At 42.8% G+C, this 21,347-nt stretch carries 17 protein-coding genes and 1 riboswitch; of the genes, 9 read left to right on the top strand and 8 right to left on the bottom strand.

Annotated features, from left to right (window positions below):
* Positions 1-42: 42 nt before the first annotated feature.
* Positions 43-684, top strand: coding sequence for a 4'-phosphopantetheinyl transferase family protein (locus tag H8B06_RS03600; RefSeq protein WP_190992935.1), 642 nt, complete (start codon positions 43-45; stop codon positions 682-684).
* 101 nt (positions 685-785) lie between these two features.
* Positions 786-1,616, top strand: a complete 831-nt coding sequence (locus H8B06_RS03595; RefSeq protein ID WP_190992934.1) for a UDP-2,3-diacylglucosamine diphosphatase — start codon at positions 786-788, stop codon at positions 1,614-1,616.
* Here H8B06_RS03595 and H8B06_RS03590 read toward each other — a convergent pair.
* Positions 1,613-2,134, bottom strand: coding sequence for an NADPH-dependent FMN reductase (locus tag H8B06_RS03590; RefSeq protein ID WP_190992933.1), 522 nt, complete (start codon positions 2,132-2,134; stop codon positions 1,613-1,615). The genes H8B06_RS03595 and H8B06_RS03590 overlap by 4 nt on opposite strands.
* 217 nt (positions 2,135-2,351) lie before the next feature.
* On the opposite strand from H8B06_RS03590, the gene H8B06_RS03585 reads away from it, so the two are divergent.
* From H8B06_RS03585 to lepB, 5 genes are read left to right on the top strand one after another with little or no spacing between them, the layout of a single operon-like run.
* Entirely contained in the window at positions 2,352-3,149 is a 798-nt protein-coding gene (locus H8B06_RS03585; RefSeq protein ID WP_190992932.1) for a ParA family protein, read from the top strand.
* A gap of 1 nt (position 3,150) precedes the next feature.
* Complete coding sequence (locus tag H8B06_RS03580) at positions 3,151-4,068, top strand: ParB/RepB/Spo0J family partition protein (RefSeq protein ID WP_190992931.1); 918 nt, start codon at positions 3,151-3,153, stop codon at positions 4,066-4,068.
* On the top strand, positions 4,068-4,850 hold the full coding sequence (locus H8B06_RS03575; protein ID WP_190992930.1) for a DUF5683 domain-containing protein: 783 nt from the start codon (positions 4,068-4,070) through the stop codon (positions 4,848-4,850). The genes H8B06_RS03580 and H8B06_RS03575 overlap by 1 nt, the downstream gene beginning before the upstream one ends.
* Positions 4,851-4,868: 18 nt before the next feature.
* On the top strand, positions 4,869-5,609 hold the full coding sequence (gene dapB, locus H8B06_RS03570) for a 4-hydroxy-tetrahydrodipicolinate reductase (protein WP_130142576.1): 741 nt from the start codon (positions 4,869-4,871) through the stop codon (positions 5,607-5,609).
* A gap of 13 nt (positions 5,610-5,622) precedes the next feature.
* Positions 5,623-7,113: a signal peptidase I gene (lepB, locus tag H8B06_RS03565; RefSeq protein ID WP_190992929.1), complete on the top strand. Its 1,491-nt coding sequence runs from the start codon at positions 5,623-5,625 to the stop codon at positions 7,111-7,113.
* Between the two features lie 62 nt (positions 7,114-7,175).
* Here the strand turns inward: lepB and H8B06_RS03560 are convergent, their stop codons facing one another.
* Complete coding sequence (locus tag H8B06_RS03560) at positions 7,176-7,895, bottom strand: pyridoxine 5'-phosphate synthase (protein WP_190992928.1); 720 nt, start codon at positions 7,893-7,895, stop codon at positions 7,176-7,178.
* Between the two features lie 54 nt (positions 7,896-7,949).
* Here H8B06_RS03560 and cdaA point away from each other — a divergent pair, with 54 nt between their 5' ends.
* A complete protein-coding gene (gene cdaA, locus H8B06_RS03555; RefSeq protein WP_130142579.1) occupies positions 7,950-8,744 on the top strand; it encodes a diadenylate cyclase CdaA in 795 nt (264 codons plus the stop codon).
* Between the two features lie 6 nt (positions 8,745-8,750).
* Here cdaA and H8B06_RS03550 read toward each other — a convergent pair whose 3' ends face one another.
* The 4 genes from H8B06_RS03550 to metE form a co-directional block, all read right to left on the bottom strand.
* Positions 8,751-13,331: an efflux RND transporter permease subunit gene (locus tag H8B06_RS03550; protein WP_190992927.1), complete on the bottom strand. Its 4,581-nt coding sequence runs from the start codon at positions 13,329-13,331 to the stop codon at positions 8,751-8,753.
* A 38-nt stretch (positions 13,332-13,369) separates the two neighbouring features.
* Complete coding sequence (locus H8B06_RS03545; RefSeq protein WP_190992926.1) at positions 13,370-14,473, bottom strand: efflux RND transporter periplasmic adaptor subunit; 1,104 nt, start codon at positions 14,471-14,473, stop codon at positions 13,370-13,372.
* Between the two features lie 244 nt (positions 14,474-14,717).
* On the bottom strand, positions 14,718-15,089 hold the full coding sequence (locus tag H8B06_RS03540) for a hypothetical protein (protein ID WP_190992925.1): 372 nt from the start codon (positions 15,087-15,089) through the stop codon (positions 14,718-14,720).
* A gap of 143 nt (positions 15,090-15,232) precedes the next feature.
* Positions 15,233-17,545 carry a 5-methyltetrahydropteroyltriglutamate--homocysteine S-methyltransferase gene (gene metE, locus H8B06_RS03535; protein ID WP_190992924.1) on the bottom strand — a complete coding sequence of 771 codons (2,313 nt, stop codon included), beginning with the start codon at positions 17,543-17,545 and terminating at the stop codon, positions 15,233-15,235.
* Between the two features lie 74 nt (positions 17,546-17,619).
* Positions 17,620-17,721, bottom strand: a riboswitch (SAM riboswitch).
* Positions 17,722-18,269: 548 nt separating this feature from the next.
* On the opposite strand from metE, the gene H8B06_RS03530 reads away from it, so the two are divergent.
* On the top strand, positions 18,270-19,439 hold the full coding sequence (locus H8B06_RS03530; protein WP_190992923.1) for an alpha-hydroxy acid oxidase: 1,170 nt from the start codon (positions 18,270-18,272) through the stop codon (positions 19,437-19,439).
* A 45-nt stretch (positions 19,440-19,484) separates the two neighbouring features.
* Here the strand turns inward: H8B06_RS03530 and H8B06_RS03525 are convergent, their stop codons facing one another.
* Positions 19,485-20,531: an AI-2E family transporter gene (locus tag H8B06_RS03525; RefSeq protein WP_190992922.1), complete on the bottom strand. Its 1,047-nt coding sequence runs from the start codon at positions 20,529-20,531 to the stop codon at positions 19,485-19,487.
* A gap of 36 nt (positions 20,532-20,567) precedes the next feature.
* A complete protein-coding gene (locus tag H8B06_RS03520) occupies positions 20,568-21,347 on the bottom strand; it encodes an enoyl-CoA hydratase/isomerase family protein (RefSeq protein ID WP_190993067.1) in 780 nt (259 codons plus the stop codon).

Here is a 21,347-nt window from a genome sequence, read left to right as displayed (position 1 = left end):
AAGACTGATCTCAAAGGATCGTTTTTTTATTTAAATTTGACTATGGCATTGGTATATCTCAGAGAATTAGACGCCGAAACGAAATTCGCAATATGGAAAATAGAGGAAACGGCTACAGAATTGTTAGACCGGCTACAACTTGATGAACGGGAGAAATCCCTCTTAGAACGTTTCAGTAAAGGAAAGCGTACTCTACACTGGTTGGCGTCACGTGTATTGCTTCGTTACCTCCTCAAAACAGATGCATTTATCGCCTGTCCATCCGATGCGAATGGAAAACCGTATTTACCTGATTACCCTTATCAAATATCCTTTACACACTCCTATGATTATGCCGGACTGATGATGAGCCAGAAAGGCCCTTGCGGCATTGATCTCGAAATTGTCAAAGATAAAGTCGTGCGCATCAAAGAAAAGTTTATGAAACCGAATGAACTGGCTTTTATACAAAACGATAATATCGAACAATTGTATGCCTGTTGGTGCGCCAAAGAAGCTGTCTATAAACTACAAGGCAATAAAGGTATTTCTTTCTTAGAAAACATGACTATCTTACCTTTTCAATATAAACCACAGGGCGTTATGACCGTTATGTTACGCAAAGGAAGTACCGTCAAATCGTTTCCCGTCTACTACGAAAAATTTCAAGACTACATGCTCGGTTACGTCGTAGATGAACATTAACGGCAACCTTATTTCGGGCAATAAATTTGATAATTTGTTAACTCCCTGCACATTTTAGGTTAACAAAAAAAAGTTTACTTTGGAAAACAAAAAGTAAACGGATGAAACGAAATGTTGAATTGGTCGTTATTTCCGATGTTCACCTTGGAACGTACGGTTGCCGTGCAAAGGAACTTCTTCGATACCTCTCTTCTATAGCACCTAAAAAGCTTATTCTCAATGGCGATATTATCGACATTTGGCAATTCCGAAAAAGTTATTTCCCCGAGTCCCATTTGCAGGTATTAAAGTATATATTAGATTTGGCCTATACCGACTGTGAAGTGGTATACATCACCGGCAATCATGATGAGATGTTGCGAAAATTCGGAAAGATGCAGTTTGGACGTATCGAATTGACCAACCGAAAACTGATGGATATCGACAACAAGAAAGTTTGGTGTTTTCATGGCGATGTATTTGACGCTTCTATCCAACACACCAAGTGGCTCGCCAAACTTGGCGGCTGGGGATACGACCGGCTAATCCAACTGAATAATATCATCAATTGGGGACTGGTTAAATTAGGTTATGAAAAATATTCCTTGTCGAAGCGTATCAAAAACTCGGTAAAAAAAGCGATAAAATTCATTTCAGATTTTGAAGAGACCGCATCGCACCTTGCTATTGAAAACGGCTATGATTATGTAATTTGTGGTCATATTCACCAACCACAAATCCGACAAATAGAAACAAAGAAAGGCACTTGCACTTACATGAATTCTGGTGATTGGATTGAAAATCTGACCGCCTTGGAATACCATCAGGGGAGCTGGAGCTTATTCAGTTATGAAAGTCATAAAATCCAATTGGAACAACGCCCTGAAGAAGACACTAATTTACAACACAACGTCGAAGAGTTATTAAAAAGCATCGTCAATGGACCTATCTAAAAACGTGCAATTTCGTCAATCTGTTCCTGCACAAATTTCGTCGTCAACTCATCGATAAGTTGATCATCATTGTCTAACTCATCGTGTACTTTTGATAAATGGATCTTCAAGGGCAATACGTGCATACGCATGTAGTTACATACGCCAGTGAAATGGTCAACTCCCCGTATGTTTCCATATTTCCCAGTAGACACCCCTACCAAAGCTGCTTTTTTGTGGAAAAACGAGGCGGGAAAAGAGCATGCGTCTATAAATACTTTTAGTATACCGGGGAAACTACCATTGTATTCGGGGATGATAAAAACAAATTTCTGCGCTGCAGATACCAACGACTGTATAGGCTTAAAAGCTTCACTACGTTTCCCGTACAAATCCGTAACCGTAATATCATGGGGTAAATCAGACAGCGATAGCAATTCCCATGATTCCCCGTTCCGCTGTAGCTCCCGTTGATAATATTTGGCAATTTTTAACGAATTACTCCGTTCGCGATTTGTTCCCGATATAATTAAGTTCATCTAATTATCTTTCTTTACAAAAAGCCCTCATTCTATATAAAAGGGTAATGCTATTTTTTCGTATCTTAGCAACCTTAGCCGTTAGGCGAGAACTTTTGCCAAAAATACGATTTTTAACATCATTTAAGCATTTGCTTTATCTAAGGAATGTAAATTTGGCAGTAACTTTGGGAAAGTTTTATTCGAACGGCATTTAGACAAAAAAGGGTTCAATCTCATGGGAAAAATAATAGCAATAGCCAATCAGAAAGGCGGTGTAGGAAAAACAACAACTTCCATCAATTTGGCGGCAAGTTTGGCTGTTTTAGAGCATAAGACGTTGTTGGTAGATGCCGATCCTCAAGCAAATTCTACTTCAGGAATTGGTTTTGACCCGCGGGTAATTAAAGCAAGTGTATATGAATGTCTAGTGAACGACTTGCCTCCCCACGAGGCTATTCAGCAGACAGACACACCGAATCTCGATTTGCTACCAGCACATATTGACCTCGTTGGTGCAGAGATTGAAATGATCAATATGCACGAACGAGAGTTCAAAATGAAGAAAATGCTGGATGAAGTGAAAGACGACTACGATTTCATTATCATAGACTGTTCGCCTTCTTTAGGATTAATTACCATTAATGCATTGACGGCGTCGGACTCGGTTATCATTCCGGTACAGTGTGAATATTTTGCGTTGGAGGGCTTAGGGAAATTGTTGAACACCATTAAAATTGTTCAAACACGGTTGAACACAAGCTTGGAGGTCGAAGGTATTCTATTAACCATGTATGATGTACGATTACGTCTGTCCAACCAAGTGGTAGAAGAGGTCCGGACACATTTTAGCGACCTCGTCTTCGACACCATTATTCAACGAAACACACGTTTAAGCGAAGCGCCTAGCTTTGGTATTTCTGTCATTATGCACGATGCGTCATGTAAAGGTGCTATCAACTATTTAAATCTCGCGCGTGAAATATTACAGAAAAACGGTTTAGTTACAGAGAATTCGCAAACAGCAACAGTATAGTATGGCATTACAAAGAAAAACAGGATTAGGAAAGGGCTTAGGTGCACTATTGCAAGGTGATGACGTTCAAATAACAAAGAACACAGGGAAAGCAGATGCTGTAGCGAAAGAAAACACCAATACGGCCGCTGGCAGTATTAATTTCATCAAAGTTGACCAGGTTGCCGTAAACCCCTTTCAGCCGCGTACCGATTTTGATGAGCAAGCCTTGCAGGAACTTTCCGAATCGATTAAAGTGCAAGGATTGATCCAACCCATTACGGTACGCCAGGTGGGTAAAAATGAATACCAGTTAATTAGTGGAGAGCGTCGTCTACGAGCTGCAAAGTTAGCTGGCATTAATGATATTCCGGCGTACGTCCGTACAGCAAATGACCAACAGATGTTGGAAATGGCGCTTATCGAGAATATCCAACGCGAAAACCTCAACGCAATTGAAGTTGCCTTGAGTTTCCAGCGCATGATTGAAGAATGTAATCTTAAACAAGAAGAGCTTGGTGAACGGGTAAGTAAAAATCGATCAACCGTAACCAACTACCTTCGTTTACTGAAATTACCCCCCGTTATTCAGGCAGGTATCCGTGACGGGCAGATTTCTATGGGGCATGCACGCGCCCTAATCAATGTAGGTGAAGTCGAAAAACAGCTGTATGTTTATCAGGAAATTATCGACAAGGGGCTTTCTGTACGGATGGCTGAGATTTTGGTACGTAACATACAGCAACAGAATAAACCGAAGAAAAATCCGGTAGGTAAGCAACTAGATTTCCAATACCAAAAAATCGAAGACGATTTGGCTTCCAGGTTTTCCACACGTGTAAAACTAAACATGAAAAACAGTAGAGGCAAAGGGGCTATCGAGATTCCTTTTGAGAGTGAAGACGACCTAAGCCGCATCCTGGAATTATTGGATTGGTAATGCGTTATATAATTATACTGTTCTTAATTATTTCCGCGACTTTAAGCACACATGCACAGGAGCGGGATTCGATCACTAAAACTGCAGGTACGACAGTGTCCGATACCGTTAAAACGAAAATTGTACTGCAGGATTCGATAGATATGCCCCAAGACACCCTCGGAGCTGTACAGGACAGCGTGAGAAAAGAAACACGGAAAGAGCGTAGAGCAAGGGAGAAAGCAGAGAAAGAACGCGAAAAATATTATTATAAGGACATTAAAAAGGATTCCGCTCGCTTGGAAATCGAGCAGATTTCCCGCACAGCTTGGAAACGTTCTTTGATTTTACCTGGATGGGGACAATATACCAATAAGGGATTATGGTGGGTCAAGGTACCTATTATATACGGAGGTTTGGTCACGGGATACGTCGTGTTTGATTACTGGCAGTGGTATTATAAAAAGTTCCTGGATGAATTGGATTATCGAATTTCAACTAATGGCGATAAGATGGATCCCGATCTTATAAACTGGGAAACTCAGGGTCTTGTTCAGCAAAAAGATTATGGACGCAGAAATCGCGATTTAACGATACTCGTGACAGCTGGTTTTTGGGGCTTGAACGTTGTAGAAGCTTATGTAGACTCTATGTTAAAATATAGATGGAATATTGGCTCCGACATGACCATGCGGGTTCGCCCCACACTTATGCCCAATGTGAATACGGCATTAGCAGGGTCTCACGCTTTAGGAGGTTTCGGAGTAGCGCCAGGCATCAAACTTACAATGAATTTAAATTAAATTAACCAGTTATCAGATATGAAGGTAGTTATTTTAGGTTACGGCAAAATGGGTCAGCTTATCGAAAAATTCGCGATGAAGCGTGGCCACGAAATCTTTCTCATCGTGGATAAAGACAACCGTGAATTTATTTCAGCCAGTGACATTGCTGAAGCAGATGTCGCCATAGATTTCAGTGAGCCGGCAGCTGCGCTGGACAATATCCATTTGTGCTTTGAAGCAAATCTACCCATCGTTGTGGGCACCACCGGCTGGTACACCCATTTGGATGAAGTAAAATCAATATGCGAAGACGAAAATCAGACGATGCTTTATGGTTCCAATTTTAGCATTGGCGTAAACGTCTTTTTTCATGTCAATAAATTGCTGGCAAAAGCGATGAGTCCCTATCAGCAGTATGATGTGCAGGTAGAAGAAATACACCATATCCACAAACTCGACGCGCCAAGCGGAACGGCTATCACCATTGCAGAAGGCATTTTAGAGAACACTCCCGGTAAAACAAATTGGGTTAACAATGTCATTGACACGGGCGAAGAAGTAATTGCAAAACCCGATGAATTGCTAATTGAGAGCCATCGTATAGAAGAAGTTCCAGGTACACACACCGTTTTGTACAGCTCTGAAGTTGATCAGATCGAATTTAAACACACTGCACATAGCCGCGCAGGCTTCGCTTTGGGAGCGGTGGTTGCCGCCGAATGGGTGCAAGATAAAAAAGGGTTTTATCAAGTAACAGAGATGTTTGATTTTATTTAATGTTGTGTAATTTATGTACTATATTATTTTCTTCATATTAATTATTGCCACGCTATACGGACTGTGGTTGCTATTCAGAAAGGCTGGAAAGCAAGGTTGGGAAGCTGTTATTCCCTTTTACCGGGAATATATCATGGCCCAATTGACAGCTCGCCCCACATGGTGGGTCATCCTCCTTTTGGTGCCCATCGTCAATATATTTATTTTTTATGCGCTATATCTCGATTTTCTAAAAAGTTTCGGCAAGCGTCGCTTTTGGGAAACCGTTGTTGCCGTATTATTACCATTTATATTTTTGCCGCTTTGGGGAAGAGATCCCAACATAAAATATCTAGGGCAGTCTAATACGGAAGGATTTCATAAAAAATACCCTTACAAGAAATCCGTAGCACGGGAATGGGCAGATGCGATTATTTTTGCTACGATAGCGGCTTCTTTGATTCGAGGCTTTCTGATCGAGGCCTATATGATTCCTACCGGATCCATGGAACGCAGCTTATTGATTGGTGACTTCTTGTTTGTGAGCAAGCTGAATTATGGACCACGTGTTCCCATCACCCCTATTGCTTTTCCATTCGCGCACCACACCATGCCCATGACAGGAGGTAAAGCCTATTCCGAAGTGATACAGTTGCCTTACAAGCGTCTACCTGGTTTTCAAGAAATAAAGCGGAATGATGTAGTCGTTTTCAATTTTCCGGCTGGAGACACCGTAGCTTTGGAATATCAAGAAACTACCTATGCGGATCTCGTACGCAATATGGGAAAAGAAACAGTGCACAATCAATTTACCATTGTCACCCGTCCAATCGATAAGCGTGAAAACTATATCAAACGTTGCGTTGGAATGCCCGGTGACGTCGTATCGCTAGAACGGGCAAAACTGCTGATAAATGGTGAACCAGCCTTTACCCCTCCAGAGATGCAACATGCCTATTTTGTTTATACAGATGGATCAGGGCTCAACCGTGAGAGGATGCACGATTTACGTATAGATTTTCAACAAATGTCTGATCCCAGCGTCTTCATGATGCACATGACGGTACCGCAAGCCGAAATGATTAAGAATTGGGGAAATGTACAGGATGTAGAAATGATCATTGACGAGAGCTCAATTGCCTATCCGCATGACAAACACTATAATTGGACCATTGATAATTTCGGGCCACTCACCATTCCTGCTAAAGGATGGACGGTAAACCTAGATTCCCTTACCGTTCCACTATACGGTCGCGCCATACGTGATTACGAAGGCAATACGCTAGAGAAAAAAGCCGGGGACTATTATATTAACGGTGAAAAGGTAACAAGCTATACCTTTAAACAAAACTATTATTGGATGATGGGCGATAACAGACATAACTCATTAGACTCCCGTTCATGGGGTTTTGTACCCGAAGATCATATCGTCGGCAAAGCATTATTTACTTGGATGAGCTGGGATGAAAAAGGAACATTCCTTTCTAAAATACGATGGAATAGAATATTTAAAGGGATTAATTAGTGAAGAGTAAAGCGTAATGAGTGACAAGCAAAAGTAGCCGTCACTCATTACGCTTTACTCTCCTAAGCTTTTAACGCCGCCAAATAGCGTTTTATAGTTTCTTCCAACCCCAGATATAATGCATCTGCAATCAATGCATGGCCGATACTTACTTCAAGAAGTCCTGGAATGTGTTCATTAAAATATTTAAGATTATGAAGGTCTAGGTCATGGCCGGCGTTTAGTCCGAGTCCCACTTCTCCTGCTTTTCTAGCGGCTCTTATATAAGGTGTTATCGCTTTTTGATCATCATAACCAAATTCCGCTGCATAGGCTTCCGTATAAAGTTCAATTCTATCGGTCCCCGTTTCTGCTGCGCCTTCCACCATCTCCTCATCGGGGTCAACAAAAATAGATACGCGAATTCCACTATCTTGAAAACGTTTCACCATATCTTTCAAATAGTCTCTGTTCTTGATCGTATCCCAGCCATGATTGGAGGTAATCTGATCAAGTACATCGGGAACCAAGGTTACCTGCGTTGGTTTGTTGGCCAATACCAGATCTACAAATTTAGGCTCCTGGCAATTTCCCTCTATATTGAATTCCGTGGTAATCTCGGCTTTGAGATCATAAACATCTTGATAACGTATATGTCGCTCATCCGGACGCGGATGCACGGTTATGCCCTGTGCACCAAAGCGCTCACAGGCTAAAGCGGCGGCCAATACATTCGGTACATTCCCTCCTCGGGAATTTCGCAAGGTGGCAATCTTATTAATATTTACAGATAGTTTTGTCATAGCATATTATGTCCCTACGAAAATCCAAAAAAAACCTTAAATTGCAAACAGATAATGAACAATTTTGATCCAAATATTCTCAGCGGTTTCCGGTTACTAGACATCATTGACATTTTGCTGGTGGCTATTATCATCTATTATATATATAGCTTGATAAAGGGTACTATTGCCGTTAATATCTTGATAGGCGTTGGTCTTTTCTATGGTATCTATTTGGTCGTGAAACAAATGGAAATGCGTCTACTCACCGAAATTTTTGGAGGGTTCATATCCGTTGGTTCCATTGCATTGATCGTTGTCTTTCAGCAGGAGATACGGCGTTTTTTAATCCACATCGGAAAAAATATTTCCCTACGGCGGAAGAAGTTCTTCTGGTCTTTTCTGAATACTAAAAAAACAGCACAGATAGATAATGGTGAACAAATAAAACCTATTATCGATGCCTGTCGTAGCATGTCCCGCTCCCGTACTGGAGCTTTACTTGTATTCTCCCGTTATTTTGATGAAGAATACTATCAATCCAGCGGTGAATATATCGATGCCCCGGTGTCCAAACGTTTATTGGAAAGTATTTTTTTCAAAAACAGCCCGCTACATGATGGTGCTGTCGTTATTGTCGACTTTCGCATCATGACGGCGAGCTGTGTATTGCCCTTGTCTGATAGTGAAGATTTACCACCACAATTTGGATTGCGTCACCGGGCAGCTATTGGGGTTACCGAGGTGTCAGAAGCCATTGCCGTTATCGTATCGGAAGAAACAGGTGAAATATCGTTTACCAAAGATGGAAACGTCAATATGAACCTTAGTCCAGAGGAACTGGAAAAAATCCTGAAGGAGGAGCTTTAGCAATTCCTATTGCCAGCCTCCTCCAAGTGCCTTGTAAATGACAATCTCATTCAACAATTCTTCTTTCTGTACTTCCACCTCATCTAATTCAGCGGCTACCGCATCTTTTTGTGCCGTAATAATTTCCAGGTAAGATACACGTCCGGCAATAAATAATTCATTCGCCGCAGCCACGGCACCTTTGAGTGCCTCCACTTCCTCTTGGATATACTGCTGCCGTTGCTCGATATGGTCTTGGGTTTTTATGGCATTCGAAACTTCGTTATAGGCATTAAGCACCCGCTTTTCATATTCCAAAAAGCTTAGTCCATACATCGCTTTGTAGGTTTCATACTGACTTTTAAGCTGGCGCTGATTGAAAATCGGCGCTGTCAGTCCGCCCGCTAAACCATAGGTTAATGACTTATCCAGATCGACCAGCTTGTTAAACGTAAACGATTGTAAACCAACAAACGGCGACAGCACCACACTAGGCAGAAACGCAGCCTTGGCAAACTTCACATCCTGCTCCGCTCCGATAAGCTGAAACGAGGCTTCCCTAATATCCGGTCGCAGGGCAAGCATTTGAAAAGGTGCGCCTACATCCAGCTTATCGAATAAAGGCAGCGCGCCAAAACCACTTTCTGTGCGTTGCACCGCTGTATTAAAGCTTCCTGTCAAATAGTTGATATGGTGTTCCAGTAGTACAATCTCTTGTCTAATCCGTTCGCGCTCGCCTCGCGAATTTGCCAAAAAAGCTTTAAACTGTTGTACGCCAAGCTGCGTAGCACGCCCCGCATCTTTCTGTAATTCGGTGATCTCCAAAGCCTGCTCATTCAATACGATATTGTTATTAAAAACATTAATCTTCGCATCCAAGCTCAGCAACTCATAATACGCAGACGCAATATTGGTCACCAGCTCCGTTTCCACCAGCCTTCTCGCTTCGTTCTCTGCCAATAAACTGTTAAACGCCGCATTTTTATGTGCACGTAGCTTGCCCCATAAGTCCAACTCCCAAGAAGCCCGAACACCTACAAAATAATCAGGAATAGCCGGTTCGGGTATTTTTTCATCGTCCTTCAAATTTTCCGAAAAATTCGAATCATAATTCCCTATACCCTCTTCGGTATAGAACCCATACTTCCGTAATCCCGCTTCGGCCGCCAGATCTAAGCTAGGCAATAAAGCCGCTTTTCGTTGCTTAAAGCTCGCCTGTGCAATTTCGATCCGCTGTACAGCTTGCTGCAAATCATAATTATAGACTAATGCCGAATCGATCAATTCTTTTAAGTACGGATCCGTAAAGACATCCTTCCAAGGTTGGTAGGCGATATTTGTCGTATCTGCGTCTACTAGCGTCAGACTATCCCCATTAAACTGCGTCGGCAATTCAGCATGTGTTCCTTTTTCCAGCTGCTTGGGCACACTACACGATACAATTAACCCCGTAATGGCCAATAATGTGACGACGTTGGTTATCACCCTCTCCTTGTTTACTTTCTTTTCCTTTTTCTTACGCGAACATAGCACATATAATCCGGGAATAATAATTACGCCAAATAACGTCCCAATTAACATCCCACCAACAGATGCCGTACCGATCGTTCGGTTTCCAATAGCACCTGCACCGGAAGCCAGCATTAAAGGTATCAATCCAGCGATAATCGCGAACGATGTCATCAATATCGGGCGTAGCCTGACATAAGCACCTTCGATCGCTGCCTGTAATATACTCATACCTTGTTTTTGTTTTAGCACTGCATATTCCACAATTAAAATCGCATTCTTTCCGAGTAGACCGATCAACATCACCAAGGCCACCTGTGCATAAATATCATTCTCCAATCCCAGCAATTTTAGAAACAAGAAAGAGCCAAAAATACCTGCCGGCAACCCAAGGATAACGGGGAGTGGTAACAAGAAACTTTCGTATTGTGCCGAAAGCAATAAATACACAAAAATCAGACACAGCGCAAAAATATAAACGGCTTGGTTTCCTGAAATAACCTGCTCGCGTGTCATGCCCGCCCATTCGATTACATACCCTTGCGGCAATTGCTCTGCCAGCTGTTGGATCGTTTCAATAGCCTGCCCCGTACTGAATCCGGGTGCTGGTTGGCCATTTAACATCGCTGATGTAAACATATTATACCGCGTTATCTGCTCCGGTCCGTAAATACGCTTCATCTGGATGAACGAAGAATACGGCACCATTTCGCCATCTGCCGTCTTTACAAATAAATTTAAGACGTCCTCCGGCCGCTGCCGGTAATGTGGATCGGCCTGCACCATAACCTTATACATCTGGCCGAAGCGAATAAAGTTGGTCGCATAAAAACTCCCCATTAATGTCTGCAAGGTTGTCATGGCATTTTCTACTGAAATTCCCCGCTTAGCAGCCATATCATAATCCACCTCTAGCATATATTGCGGGAAACTCACATCAAAACTGGAAGAAACCCCTTCAATAGCCTCCGAGTTGTTAAGAGCCGTTATAAAATCTTCGACAACTTCCGCCGTTTGATTTAAATCTTCATTTCCGCTACGGTCCAGTAACCGTAACTCAAAACCTGAAGCATTACCGAATCCTGGAACGGTCGGTGGTGGAAAAAACTCAATCTCGGCGTCCGCTATATGCGCCGTCTTCTCCTGTAATTCCCGCATCACGTCGTCCACCGTCACATCACGTTCATCCCAAGGTTTAAGGTTGATCATTCCCATCCCATAAGAAGCACCTGACACCTCCGTTAAAAGGCTGTATCCAGCAAGTGTAGATATGGTCTCGACCGATTCCAAGCTTCGGGCGATCTCGCCCACTTCATTTAATGCCCGTTCCGTACGGTCCACCGTTGCACCGGGTGGCGTTGTGACGTTGACATACACCATTCCCTGGTCTTCGGTAGGAATAAAGCCCGATGGCAATATACTACTGGCACCCCAGGTGGCAACAAAGAAGAAAATAAGCATGCCCACCGTTACCATTCTGCGTCCAGCAATACGGGTCAACAGCTTTTTGTAACCGCCCGCGGTTTTATCATACGACGCATTAAATTTTTTAAAGAATCTGCTTAACCAGCTATTGGATTCTTTTTTGTCGTGCGGCGAGCGAAGAATAAGTGCACACAGAGCCGGTGTCAGGGTTAACGCGTTAATTCCCGAAATCACTATAGCTGCCGCCAGCGTCAGCGAAAACTGACGATAAAACACACCCACTGGCCCGGAAAGGAACGCTACCGGGATAAACACCGCGGACATCACCAACGTGATGGCGATAACTGCCGAGCCTACCTCCTTCATAGCGGCAAGCGTTGCCTCCATAGGTGGTAAATGCTCTTCCTCCATTTTGGCAAAGACGGCTTCTACCACGACAATACCGTTATCCACGACGATACCAATGGCCAGGACAAGCGCAAATAACGTTAACAAGTTAATAGAGAAACCCATCATCAACATAAAAAACAGAGCTCCTACTAAACTAACCGGAACCGCAAGGATGGGAATGATCGTTGCTCTAAAATCCTGCAAGAAGATAAACACGACCAAGAAGACCAGGATAAACGCTTCGATCAACGTTTTTATCACACTAGACATGGATGCATCCAAAAACCGGGAGACATCATATCCCATACTATATTCCATTCCCGGAGGGAAAGTCATCACTTTCAACTCTTCCATACGATCTTTAACACGCTGGATTACATCCTGTGCATTCGATCCCGGGAGCTGCTTCATCATAATGGAGGCCGATGGTCGACCGTCGGCTTTTGATGCCATTTCATACTCCAGCGAACCAAACTCCACCTCGGCTATATCCCGAATCCGCAGAATCGAACCATCCGAATTCGCCCGGATAGGCACATTTTCATACTCTTCAGGCTCTGTAAACCGTCCCGGATAACGTAACACGTATTGTTGCATGTTCACGGTTTTATCCGAGCCAATTCCTGTTTGTCCCGGAGCTGCCTCAATATTCTGCCTGCGTAGTGCTTCAATGACCTCCTCGGTAGAAATTTGGTATGCCGCCAGCCGATCAGGCTTTAGCCACACCCGCATAGCATAGTCTTTGAAACCCATGATTTCCGCGAAGCCCACCCCCTCGATCCGTTTTAACTCTTTCAGAATATTAATATCCGTAAAGTTATAAATAAACCGTTCGTCGGCTGTTTCATCAGTTGTATAAATATTGAGGTACATCAGCATACTGTTTACCTCTTTCTCGGTAATAACCCCTGCACGGATAACCTCCTCCGGAAGCTCATCGAGCACCGTCGCCACTCTATTCTGGACGTTCACCGAGGCAATATCCGGATCCACCCCCACATTAAAAGTGATCTGTATCAGTGTACTCCCGTTGTTCGTACTAACAGTGTTCATGGAAGTCATACCAGCGACCCCATTAATTGCCCTTTCCAACGGAATGGCTACCGCATCGGTACTCACTTCTGCATTCGCACCGGTATAATTTGCGGTTACCACAACAGATGGCGGTACAATATCGGGAAACTGTGTAATCGGTAATGTAAATAATGCCAAAAGTCCCAACAGGGTGATAAAAATAGAGATCACCAACGAAAGAACCGGTCGTTTTATATAAGTTTCAAACATGAAATTATTTGCTAAAAATTAGTGTATATCCAATCGTATTATTGCTGTGTCACCGACTTTATTTTCATACCATCGCGGAGCCCTCGAACGCCTTCAAATACAATCTTTTGGTTGTCATCGAGACCACCTTCGACGATGTAATAATGTCCTACACGCGCTCCCGCCTGAAAAGGTTGCATTTTCACGGTAGAGTTGTCATCCACAACATACACATAGGCTTTGTCTTGAATCTCCACGACCGATTTTTGGTGTACAAACTTCGTGTCACCTGTCGATACAGGCACAGCAATCTTACCGGATGCGCCATGTTTTAATAAACCGTCTGCGTTCGGAAATTTTGCACGCAACGAGATCGAGCCCGTTCCAGGATTGAACTCACTTTCTACAATTTTTGCTTCTCCACCATGCGGATACTCCTCGCCATTTGCCAAAACAAGCTTTACGGCCCGCTTAAATGTATTGCTACGGAAATTGGAATCACTAGCCAGATCGAGATATTCTGATTCAGAAATATCAAAATAAACGTTAACTTTCCCTAAGTCGGATATGGTCGTTATTAAAGATCCCTCCTCCAGCAGAGAACCCTCCTTAAGTTGAATTCTGTCAATACGCCCATTGAAAGGCGCCCGTATAAGCGTTTGGGAGAGTTTGGTTTGCATCTGGTTCTTCACCGCTTTAGCTTCTTCTATTTTGGAAAGCGCAGCCTTATATTGCACAGCTATAAGATCGGCCTCTGTTGTAGATACAATATTTTTCTCCACTAACTTCTTGGTCCGTTCCTTCTCTAACTCTACCTTTTTAGCTTCCGAAATGGCAATATTAAGCGCTGCCTCTGCCTTTGCATAATCTGCTTTATATTCTTCATTGTTCAGTTGGAAAAGAACTTGGCCTGCCTTAACCAGCGCACCCTCATCTACATATATCTTTTCCAAAAATCCGGTTAAACGCGAGCGTAACTCCACATTTTTTGTGGCCTGAATATCTGCAATGTATTCTTTATAAACGGTGGTATCCATTACGGTAAGACTTACCACAGGTACCTGCTTCACCATCTCTGCACTATTTTCCGTACTCTTAACGGTGCAACTACCCGCAAATAATGCCAATCCTACTGCCGGGAATACCAATGAACGTGTCTTCATGTACTATATTATTTATTATTAAAAAAATGATCAACCTATATAAAACTTGAAAGCTTTTGAAATAGGCAATGTGTTTAAACATTATTTTTAGCGTCCTTTTTTATTCATATTGACAAGAAAAAAATATTCTAAAATCAATAAAAAAGTATACGCATTTCTGCCTATTACTACGTTTGGGTGAAAACCAAACGCTAACATCTACGAAAATATTCGAAGATTTGGGAAACTATTGGGAATGAAAAAGCTAAAAAGGTTGTAGCCTATACAAGTGTGTGTAATAGCCCGGTATAATACGTCGTTTCTTTCCGTCGTATACCGGATGTTTTACATAGGACGCCAACTGTTTAAAGGAAAACAGGACAGCCAACACCAATACGAAAAATGGTAAGGAAAAGATTTGGTATTCATACGACCTATATTCGTCGTATAGTATCTCCACATCTGCCGCGTCTTTATCGATCGGCAGCGCCAACACATCATCCAGAACAATCTCCAAGAGCGATTCACCATTCAACAGCGAATCGTCATAGCGCATAGCAAAACCTGTCTCCGGTTGATAAACCAGAATATTCAGGTAGCACAGCAACACGATGGAATGAATGATCTTAAATAACATGCCCCGCAAAATTACTAAGCTTATTTGAAGTAATCTACCCGCTATTGTAAAAAAAATGTTAATTCTACGTTTATGAAAAAACAACAGCCCGAAGAAAAATCTTCGAGCTGCGTCTACTTTTATAATACTAATTATCGCTTACATTATTCCGCACGCAATATTTTTGCGGCTTCTACCATAGATTCGAGTGCTGCTTTGGTTTCTGGCCATGCACGGGTTTTCAAACCACAGTCAGGGTTTACCCACAATTGTTCCGCAGGAACAACTGCCTTCGCTTTGCGTAGCAAGTGCACCATCTCCTCGGTGCTAGGCACACGTGGTGAATGAATATCGTACACACCAGGGCCAATATCATTCGGATATTTGAAATCTCCCGCAAATGCATCAAGCAATTCCATTTGTGAGCGCGAAGTTTCTATCGTAATGACATCCGCATCCATTGCCGCGATGTCTTCAATGATATCATTAAATTCGGAGTAACACATGTGCGTATGGATCTGCGTATCATCTTCTACATTCGAGGAAGAAACACGGAACGCGCGAACAGCCCAGTTCAAATAATCTTGCTGATCAGCCTTACGCAAAGGAAGTCCTTCTCGAATAGCCGGCTCGTCAATCTGAATAATTTTGATACCCGCTTTTTCCAATGCCTGTACTTCGTCCAAGATAGCTAAAGCAATCTGGTAAGTCGTGGTTGAGCGTGGTTGATCATTACGAACAAATGACCACTGTAGAATCGTAACCGGACCCGTCAACATCCCTTTTACCGGACGGTTAGTTAAAGATTGTGCGTAAGCAGACCAACGAACGGTCATATCCTCTGGGCGATAAACATCACCATAAATAATCGGAGGTTTTACACAACGGGATCCATAAGACTGTACCCATCCGTTTTTAGTGAACGCATAACCTGCCAATTGCTCGCCGAAGTATTCCACCATGTCGTTACGCTCAAACTCGCCGTGCACCAACACATCGATATCAAGATCTTCTTGCAAACGTATAGTTCTTTCGGTTTCTTCCGCGATCTCTTTATCGTATTGCTCCTGTGTAATCGTACCTTTTTTCAAGTCTGCTCTCCACTTACGGACATCTTTCGTCTGCGGGAAAGATCCGATGGTTGTTGTCGCAAAAGCCGGCAAATTAAATTTCGTCTGTTGCGCCGCTTTACGGGCAGAGAATGGAGAAGTACGTGTTGCATCATCATCTGTAATATTTGCCGTACGTTCTTTTACTTCCGGTCTGTGAATTAAAGGCGATGTACGACGGCTTTCCGCAGCTGCTTTGTTCGCTTCAAAACGCTCCGTCGTTTTTGCATCCACCTCACCATCAGCCAATACGGCTAAATCTTTCACTTCCGCTAATTTTTGCTTTGCAAAAGCTAACCAATTCTTCACCTCTGCAGGCAAAGACTCTTCATTATCTTCGTTGTCCAAATCAAAAGGAACATGCAACAAAGACGAGGAAGGAGCTACCCATACGCGGTCAGCACCCAGCGCGTCTACAGCTTGTTTAATTTTTGCCAACGATTTTTCATAGTCGTTTTTCCAAATGTTTCTACCTTCCACAACACCCAAAGAGAGCGTTAAGGATGCAGGAACTTTTGATAAAACAGTATCTAGTTGATTTTCTCCACGAACAAGGTCAAGGTGAAGCGCGTGAACGGGTAAGTTTACCGCTGTTTCCTCATTGTCGCGGAGTGCTTCGAAATAAGTCGCCACAATTAATTTGATGCCTTTAGCAGCTGTCGCTAATTTTTCAAACACTTTACTATATAAAGTGCGCGTAGCATCATCAATATCCAAGGCCAAGAAAGGCTCATCAATCTGCACATATTGTGCACCTGCATCAGCCAGTTTGCCCAAAATTTCTTCATAAACAGGCAATAATCTGTCGATCAAATCAATCCGATTAAAGCCTTCTTCTTTTTCTTTACCTACTAATAGATAAGTAATGGGGCCAATCAATACGGGTTTTGTCTCCACACCCAATGATTTCGCCTCGTTGTATTCGTTCAGGAATTTCTCAGACGTCAATTTAAACGCTTGATCTTTCGTAAATTCCGGAACAAGATAGTGATAGTTTGTGTCAAACCACTTCGTCATTTCCATCGCCGTGACATCTACACCTTCCTCTTGGAAACCGCGCGCCATCGCAAAATATAAATCTAAGTTATATTGGCGGTCAATTTTGTTTAACAAAGAGTTGTAACGAGCTGGAATAGCTCCTACTGTCAACGATAAATCCAATACTTGATCATAAAACGAAAAGTCATTGGATGGAATCAAGTCGATACCCGCTTCCTGTTGTGTCTTCCAGTTGCCTTCACGGATTTTAAGTCCAGCTTGCAATAACTCTTCCGCGCTGATTTTCTTAGCCCAATACGCTTCGTTGGCCTTTTTCAATTCGCGGAACGCACCCACTCTCGGGTACCCTAAATTGTTTGTTAATAACATAAATATGTACGTGTTGTGTTTAAATTCTTTTTACTATTTGCTTTGGAGAAAAGGACACCAGAACGAGTGTGCTCAGCTTATCTTTCTCCCAATCAGGAGTAGAATGTAGCACCTTGTCAAGAGACAGGTTGCTAAGGCTTCACCGGGTCTACTCCCTCGGCCTTTCTCTATAAGCGGGGCTAAGATAAGAATAAAATGGTATTTTACAAAATCTTTATCTTCTTTTTCCCGTAAAAAAAGCAAAACCGAACGAAGTGAGTTCATGAGTATAGGGATAAAAATTTTGGCGATATTATACCCCCTCGTTTTCTAAGCAAACGGGCCGTTTTCTACGTTTAAACCGCCAAAAATGCCGTTTTTAACGTAAAAACACCTTTTATAAAGTTTGGCAAAAAGACTTTTTTGCCCACAAAACGGATCTTATTCCACAAATACAAACGTATTCCCCTACAAAATGATCCGTATTACACAAATACAAACGTACTTCCCCACAAAATGATCCGTATTACACGAATACAAACGTACTTCCCCACAAAACGATCCGTATTACATGAATACAAACGTACTTCCCTACAAAAAGAACCGTATTACACGAATACAAACGTATCCTCCTACAAAATCCACCTTATGCCATAAAAACCTGAATAGAACGACACACAACAGGACAGTACATATGGAAATTGTGTGTATATTCGCTAGACTTTTTTAAATTACTTTTTCAGAAATGAGTGGGAAAATCGTATATCGATATAATTCAAAATATCCTTCTATCGCAGATTTAAGGAAAAAAGCAAAATCCAGGATTCCAAAATTCGCATTTGATTACCTTGAGGGAGGCTGCAACGAAGAATGGAATTTGGCAAAAAATGAAAGCGACTTCGACGATATTGTACTGAAACCACAATACCTCCGTGTATCGGGCGATATTGACATGTCCGTTGAGCTTTTCGGAAGGCGCTACAACGCGCCTTTCGGCATCTCCCCCATTGGTCTCCAAGGATTGATGTGGCCCAATGCACCCGAAATCTTAGCGAAAGCCGCGGCCAAACATGATATTCCATATACCTTGAGCACGGTATCCACCAGCAGTATCGAGCGTATTGCCGAGGTCTCGGAAGGTAAGGCGTGGTTTCAACTGTACCACCCAACGGAGAACCGGCTTCGCAATGATATCTTGCGCCGTTTAGAGGCCATTGAATGCCCCGTATTAGTGGTTTTGGTGGATGTGCCCTCTTTCGGGCTCCGCTACCGCGAGATAAAAGCGGGTCTATCCATGCCGCCTAAGATGAACATATCGAATATAGTCCAAGCTGCGTCACGCCCGTTGTGGGGTATCAAAACCTTGCAACATGGCATACCTTCTTTCGCGACTTTAAAACCGTATATGGAGAAAGGACTCGATTTAGCACAGCTTGGGAAGTTTATGGATCGTACCTTTACGGGTAAGGTCAATATAGAAAAAGTAAAAGCCATCCGCGATATCTGGAAAGGTGCACTCGTGGTAAAAGGTATTACAAGCGATGAAGATATGGAAGCGGTTATCAGCATCGGTGCGGACGGCGTGATTGTATCCAATCACGGAGGACGCCAAATAGATGCTGGAGAATCGTCTATCAATTCGTTAATACACCTCGCCAGCAATCCAACTTACAAAGAAAAAATAAAAATCATGTTAGATGGCGGTATACGCTCCGGAGTCGATCTCGCCCGGGCTCATGCCGTGGGTTCCGATTTTAACTTTATGGGCCGTCCGTTCATGTACGGTGTCGGTGCTTTAGGCGATGAGGGTGGCGAGCACACCATCAATTTGTTCAAAGCACAGCTTTATCAGGTGATGCAGCAACTTACATTAGAAAATGTGAGTCAATTCCCAGAAAGGTTATTGAAAAGATAGCATAAAAAAACAGGCTGTATCCTTACTTTTGATACAGCCTGTTTTTTATTCTTTTCTCTTTTCTAGCTCCTCTCGTTTTAGCGACAGACGCTTATTCGCTTTATATATCTTCACCGCGATTAAAAAATAAGCCAGCAATAACGGGCCATACACTAGACCTATAAGACCGAAAAGTGGAAGTCCGATAATCACCCCGATTACGGTAATCAGCGGATGGATATTCCCGATCTTTTTATTAATGATAAAACGGAGCACATTATCAATATTAATCACCAAGCCGAAACCCCAGATAAGCAATCCTATTCCTTGCCAAGTTTGTCCTTGAGAAAGCAGTATCAACGTAGCCGGCACAAAAATTAACGGCGGTCCCAAAAGGGGAATAAACGACAGAATGGCACAGATAACACCCCAGAACAGTGCGTCATTAACGCCAAATATCCAAAAACCGATCGCCAGACATCCGCCTTGAACAATCGCAATAATCGTTTGCCCCACAATGTTGGAATAGGTGATGTTTTTCAATTCCGTCCCAAAAACCACCGCCTGCTCCTCATCAAACGGCAGATAGTATAATATACCGTTTTCAAACCCTTGGTAGTTGACAAACAGAAAATACAAGATGAAATACATCACGGTTACCTCGATAAATACATTAGCTGCTCCACCCAGCACCGCCGTCAGCAACGTTCCGAAATAAGCAGCACTCGACTGGAGCTGTTCTTTCAGCAAATCCGGCTTTCCCAAGGTATCGCCCGCAAATTTGTTGATCGCATCGATAACCTGCTTTATCCAGACGGGGTTTTCCTGTAGCTCTATCGCTTTCCGCACAAGCATGCTACCAATGCCCACGAAAGGTAATACAATAATAAAAATAGAAAGGATAATAATAACCACGGCAGACAAAGGTTTCGGCCATCGCCATTTCTCGATAAAGAAAATGTTTAGTGTACGAAAGAGTGTATACATAACCAACGTACCGAGAAAAGCACCAAAAATTCCGCGCGTAGCGTACAAGAGAATACCGCCCAAAGTCAGGACGATTAAGAGAATAATAATGTTTCTCTCTTTTTGGGAAAAAACAGGATTGTTCATACAGTTAATAACATCTATAACGTATGAACAAAGATATTAAAAGTTTGGTTTTCGTTTTTCCAAGAAAGCCGTCACCCCTTCTTTAAAATCCGGGGTATCAAAAGCAGCAGCAAATGCATCCATCTCTTCTTCATAGCCTTTCTCCGGCTCCATAAGCCCTATATTCACCACCCGGATAGCCTCCGCAATCGCGGTTTGCGAACGTTGGTACATTTTTTCCAAAAGCTTTTCGCAAGTAGAAATCAATTCCCCTGGCGATACCACGTAATTAACCAGCCCCCATTGTCTTGCATCCGCTGCATCAATCATCTCACCCGTCATAATCATTTCCAATGCTTTTCCACGGCCGACCAATTGCGGCAACCGTTGGGTGCCACCGTATCCTGGAATAATCCCTAAGGAAACCTCCGGGAGCCCCATCTTTGCCAGCTCACTCGCCACACGGATATGGCAGGCCATAGCCAACTCCAAGCCTCCGCCCAATGCAAATCCATTGATGGCCGCAATCACCGGTTTTGGAAAAGTATACAGTTCATCCATCACCTCTTCCTGTCCGGATTTCGACAACTGCCACGCTTCATCAGCCGAAAATTCTTGAAACTCTTTAATATCAGCACCCGCCACAAAAGCTTTATCACCTGCCCCAGTTAGAATTATCCCATGCACATCCTCATCCTCTTTTAATGTTGCCAATATTTTCGCAAGTTCTGCTAACACAAGTGTATTCAATGCGTTCAACTTATCCGGTCTATTCACCGTGATATAAGCCGTTTTATGTTTGATCTCCAACAGAAAATAAGTAGGTGTTTCTTGCAT

The sequence above is a fragment of the Sphingobacterium micropteri genome (assembly GCF_014692515.1).
Classification (GTDB): domain Bacteria; phylum Bacteroidota; class Bacteroidia; order Sphingobacteriales; family Sphingobacteriaceae; genus Sphingobacterium; species Sphingobacterium micropteri.
The sequence above is the reverse complement of the archived record's forward strand: the minus strand, read 5'-3'. Positions and strand labels throughout refer to the sequence as shown.

What these genes read in the sequence shown, in the direction of transcription:
- H8B06_RS03550 (WP_190992927.1), bottom strand. Translation starts at nt 13,331, where the DNA reads ATGTTTGAAACTTATATAAAACGACCGGTTCTTTCGTTGGTGATCTCT.
- metE (WP_190992924.1), bottom strand. Translation starts at nt 17,545, where the DNA reads ATGTTATTAACAAACAATTTAGGGTACCCGAGAGTGGGTGCGTTCCGC.
- H8B06_RS03580 (WP_190992931.1), top strand. Translation starts at nt 3,151, where the DNA reads ATGGCATTACAAAGAAAAACAGGATTAGGAAAGGGCTTAGGTGCACTA.
- H8B06_RS03575 (WP_190992930.1), top strand. Translation starts at nt 4,068, where the DNA reads ATGCGTTATATAATTATACTGTTCTTAATTATTTCCGCGACTTTAAGC.
- H8B06_RS03520 (WP_190993067.1), bottom strand. Translation starts at nt 21,347, where the DNA reads ATGCAAGAAACACCTACTTATTTTCTGTTGGAGATCAAACATAAAACG.
- H8B06_RS03560 (WP_190992928.1), bottom strand. Translation starts at nt 7,895, where the DNA reads ATGACAAAACTATCTGTAAATATTAATAAGATTGCCACCTTGCGAAAT.
- H8B06_RS03525 (WP_190992922.1), bottom strand. Translation starts at nt 20,531, where the DNA reads ATGAACAATCCTGTTTTTTCCCAAAAAGAGAGAAACATTATTATTCTC.
- H8B06_RS03595 (WP_190992934.1), top strand. Translation starts at nt 786, where the DNA reads ATGAAACGAAATGTTGAATTGGTCGTTATTTCCGATGTTCACCTTGGA.
- H8B06_RS03600 (WP_190992935.1), top strand. Translation starts at nt 43, where the DNA reads ATGGCATTGGTATATCTCAGAGAATTAGACGCCGAAACGAAATTCGCA.
- H8B06_RS03545 (WP_190992926.1), bottom strand. Translation starts at nt 14,473, where the DNA reads ATGAAGACACGTTCATTGGTATTCCCGGCAGTAGGATTGGCATTATTT.
- H8B06_RS03530 (WP_190992923.1), top strand. Translation starts at nt 18,270, where the DNA reads ATGAGTGGGAAAATCGTATATCGATATAATTCAAAATATCCTTCTATC.
- H8B06_RS03540 (WP_190992925.1), bottom strand. Translation starts at nt 15,089, where the DNA reads ATGTTATTTAAGATCATTCATTCCATCGTGTTGCTGTGCTACCTGAAT.
- H8B06_RS03585 (WP_190992932.1), top strand. Translation starts at nt 2,352, where the DNA reads ATGGGAAAAATAATAGCAATAGCCAATCAGAAAGGCGGTGTAGGAAAA.
- H8B06_RS03590 (WP_190992933.1), bottom strand. Translation starts at nt 2,134, where the DNA reads ATGAACTTAATTATATCGGGAACAAATCGCGAACGGAGTAATTCGTTA.
- dapB (WP_130142576.1), top strand. Translation starts at nt 4,869, where the DNA reads ATGAAGGTAGTTATTTTAGGTTACGGCAAAATGGGTCAGCTTATCGAA.
- cdaA (WP_130142579.1), top strand. Translation starts at nt 7,950, where the DNA reads ATGAACAATTTTGATCCAAATATTCTCAGCGGTTTCCGGTTACTAGAC.
- lepB (WP_190992929.1), top strand. Translation starts at nt 5,623, where the DNA reads ATGTACTATATTATTTTCTTCATATTAATTATTGCCACGCTATACGGA.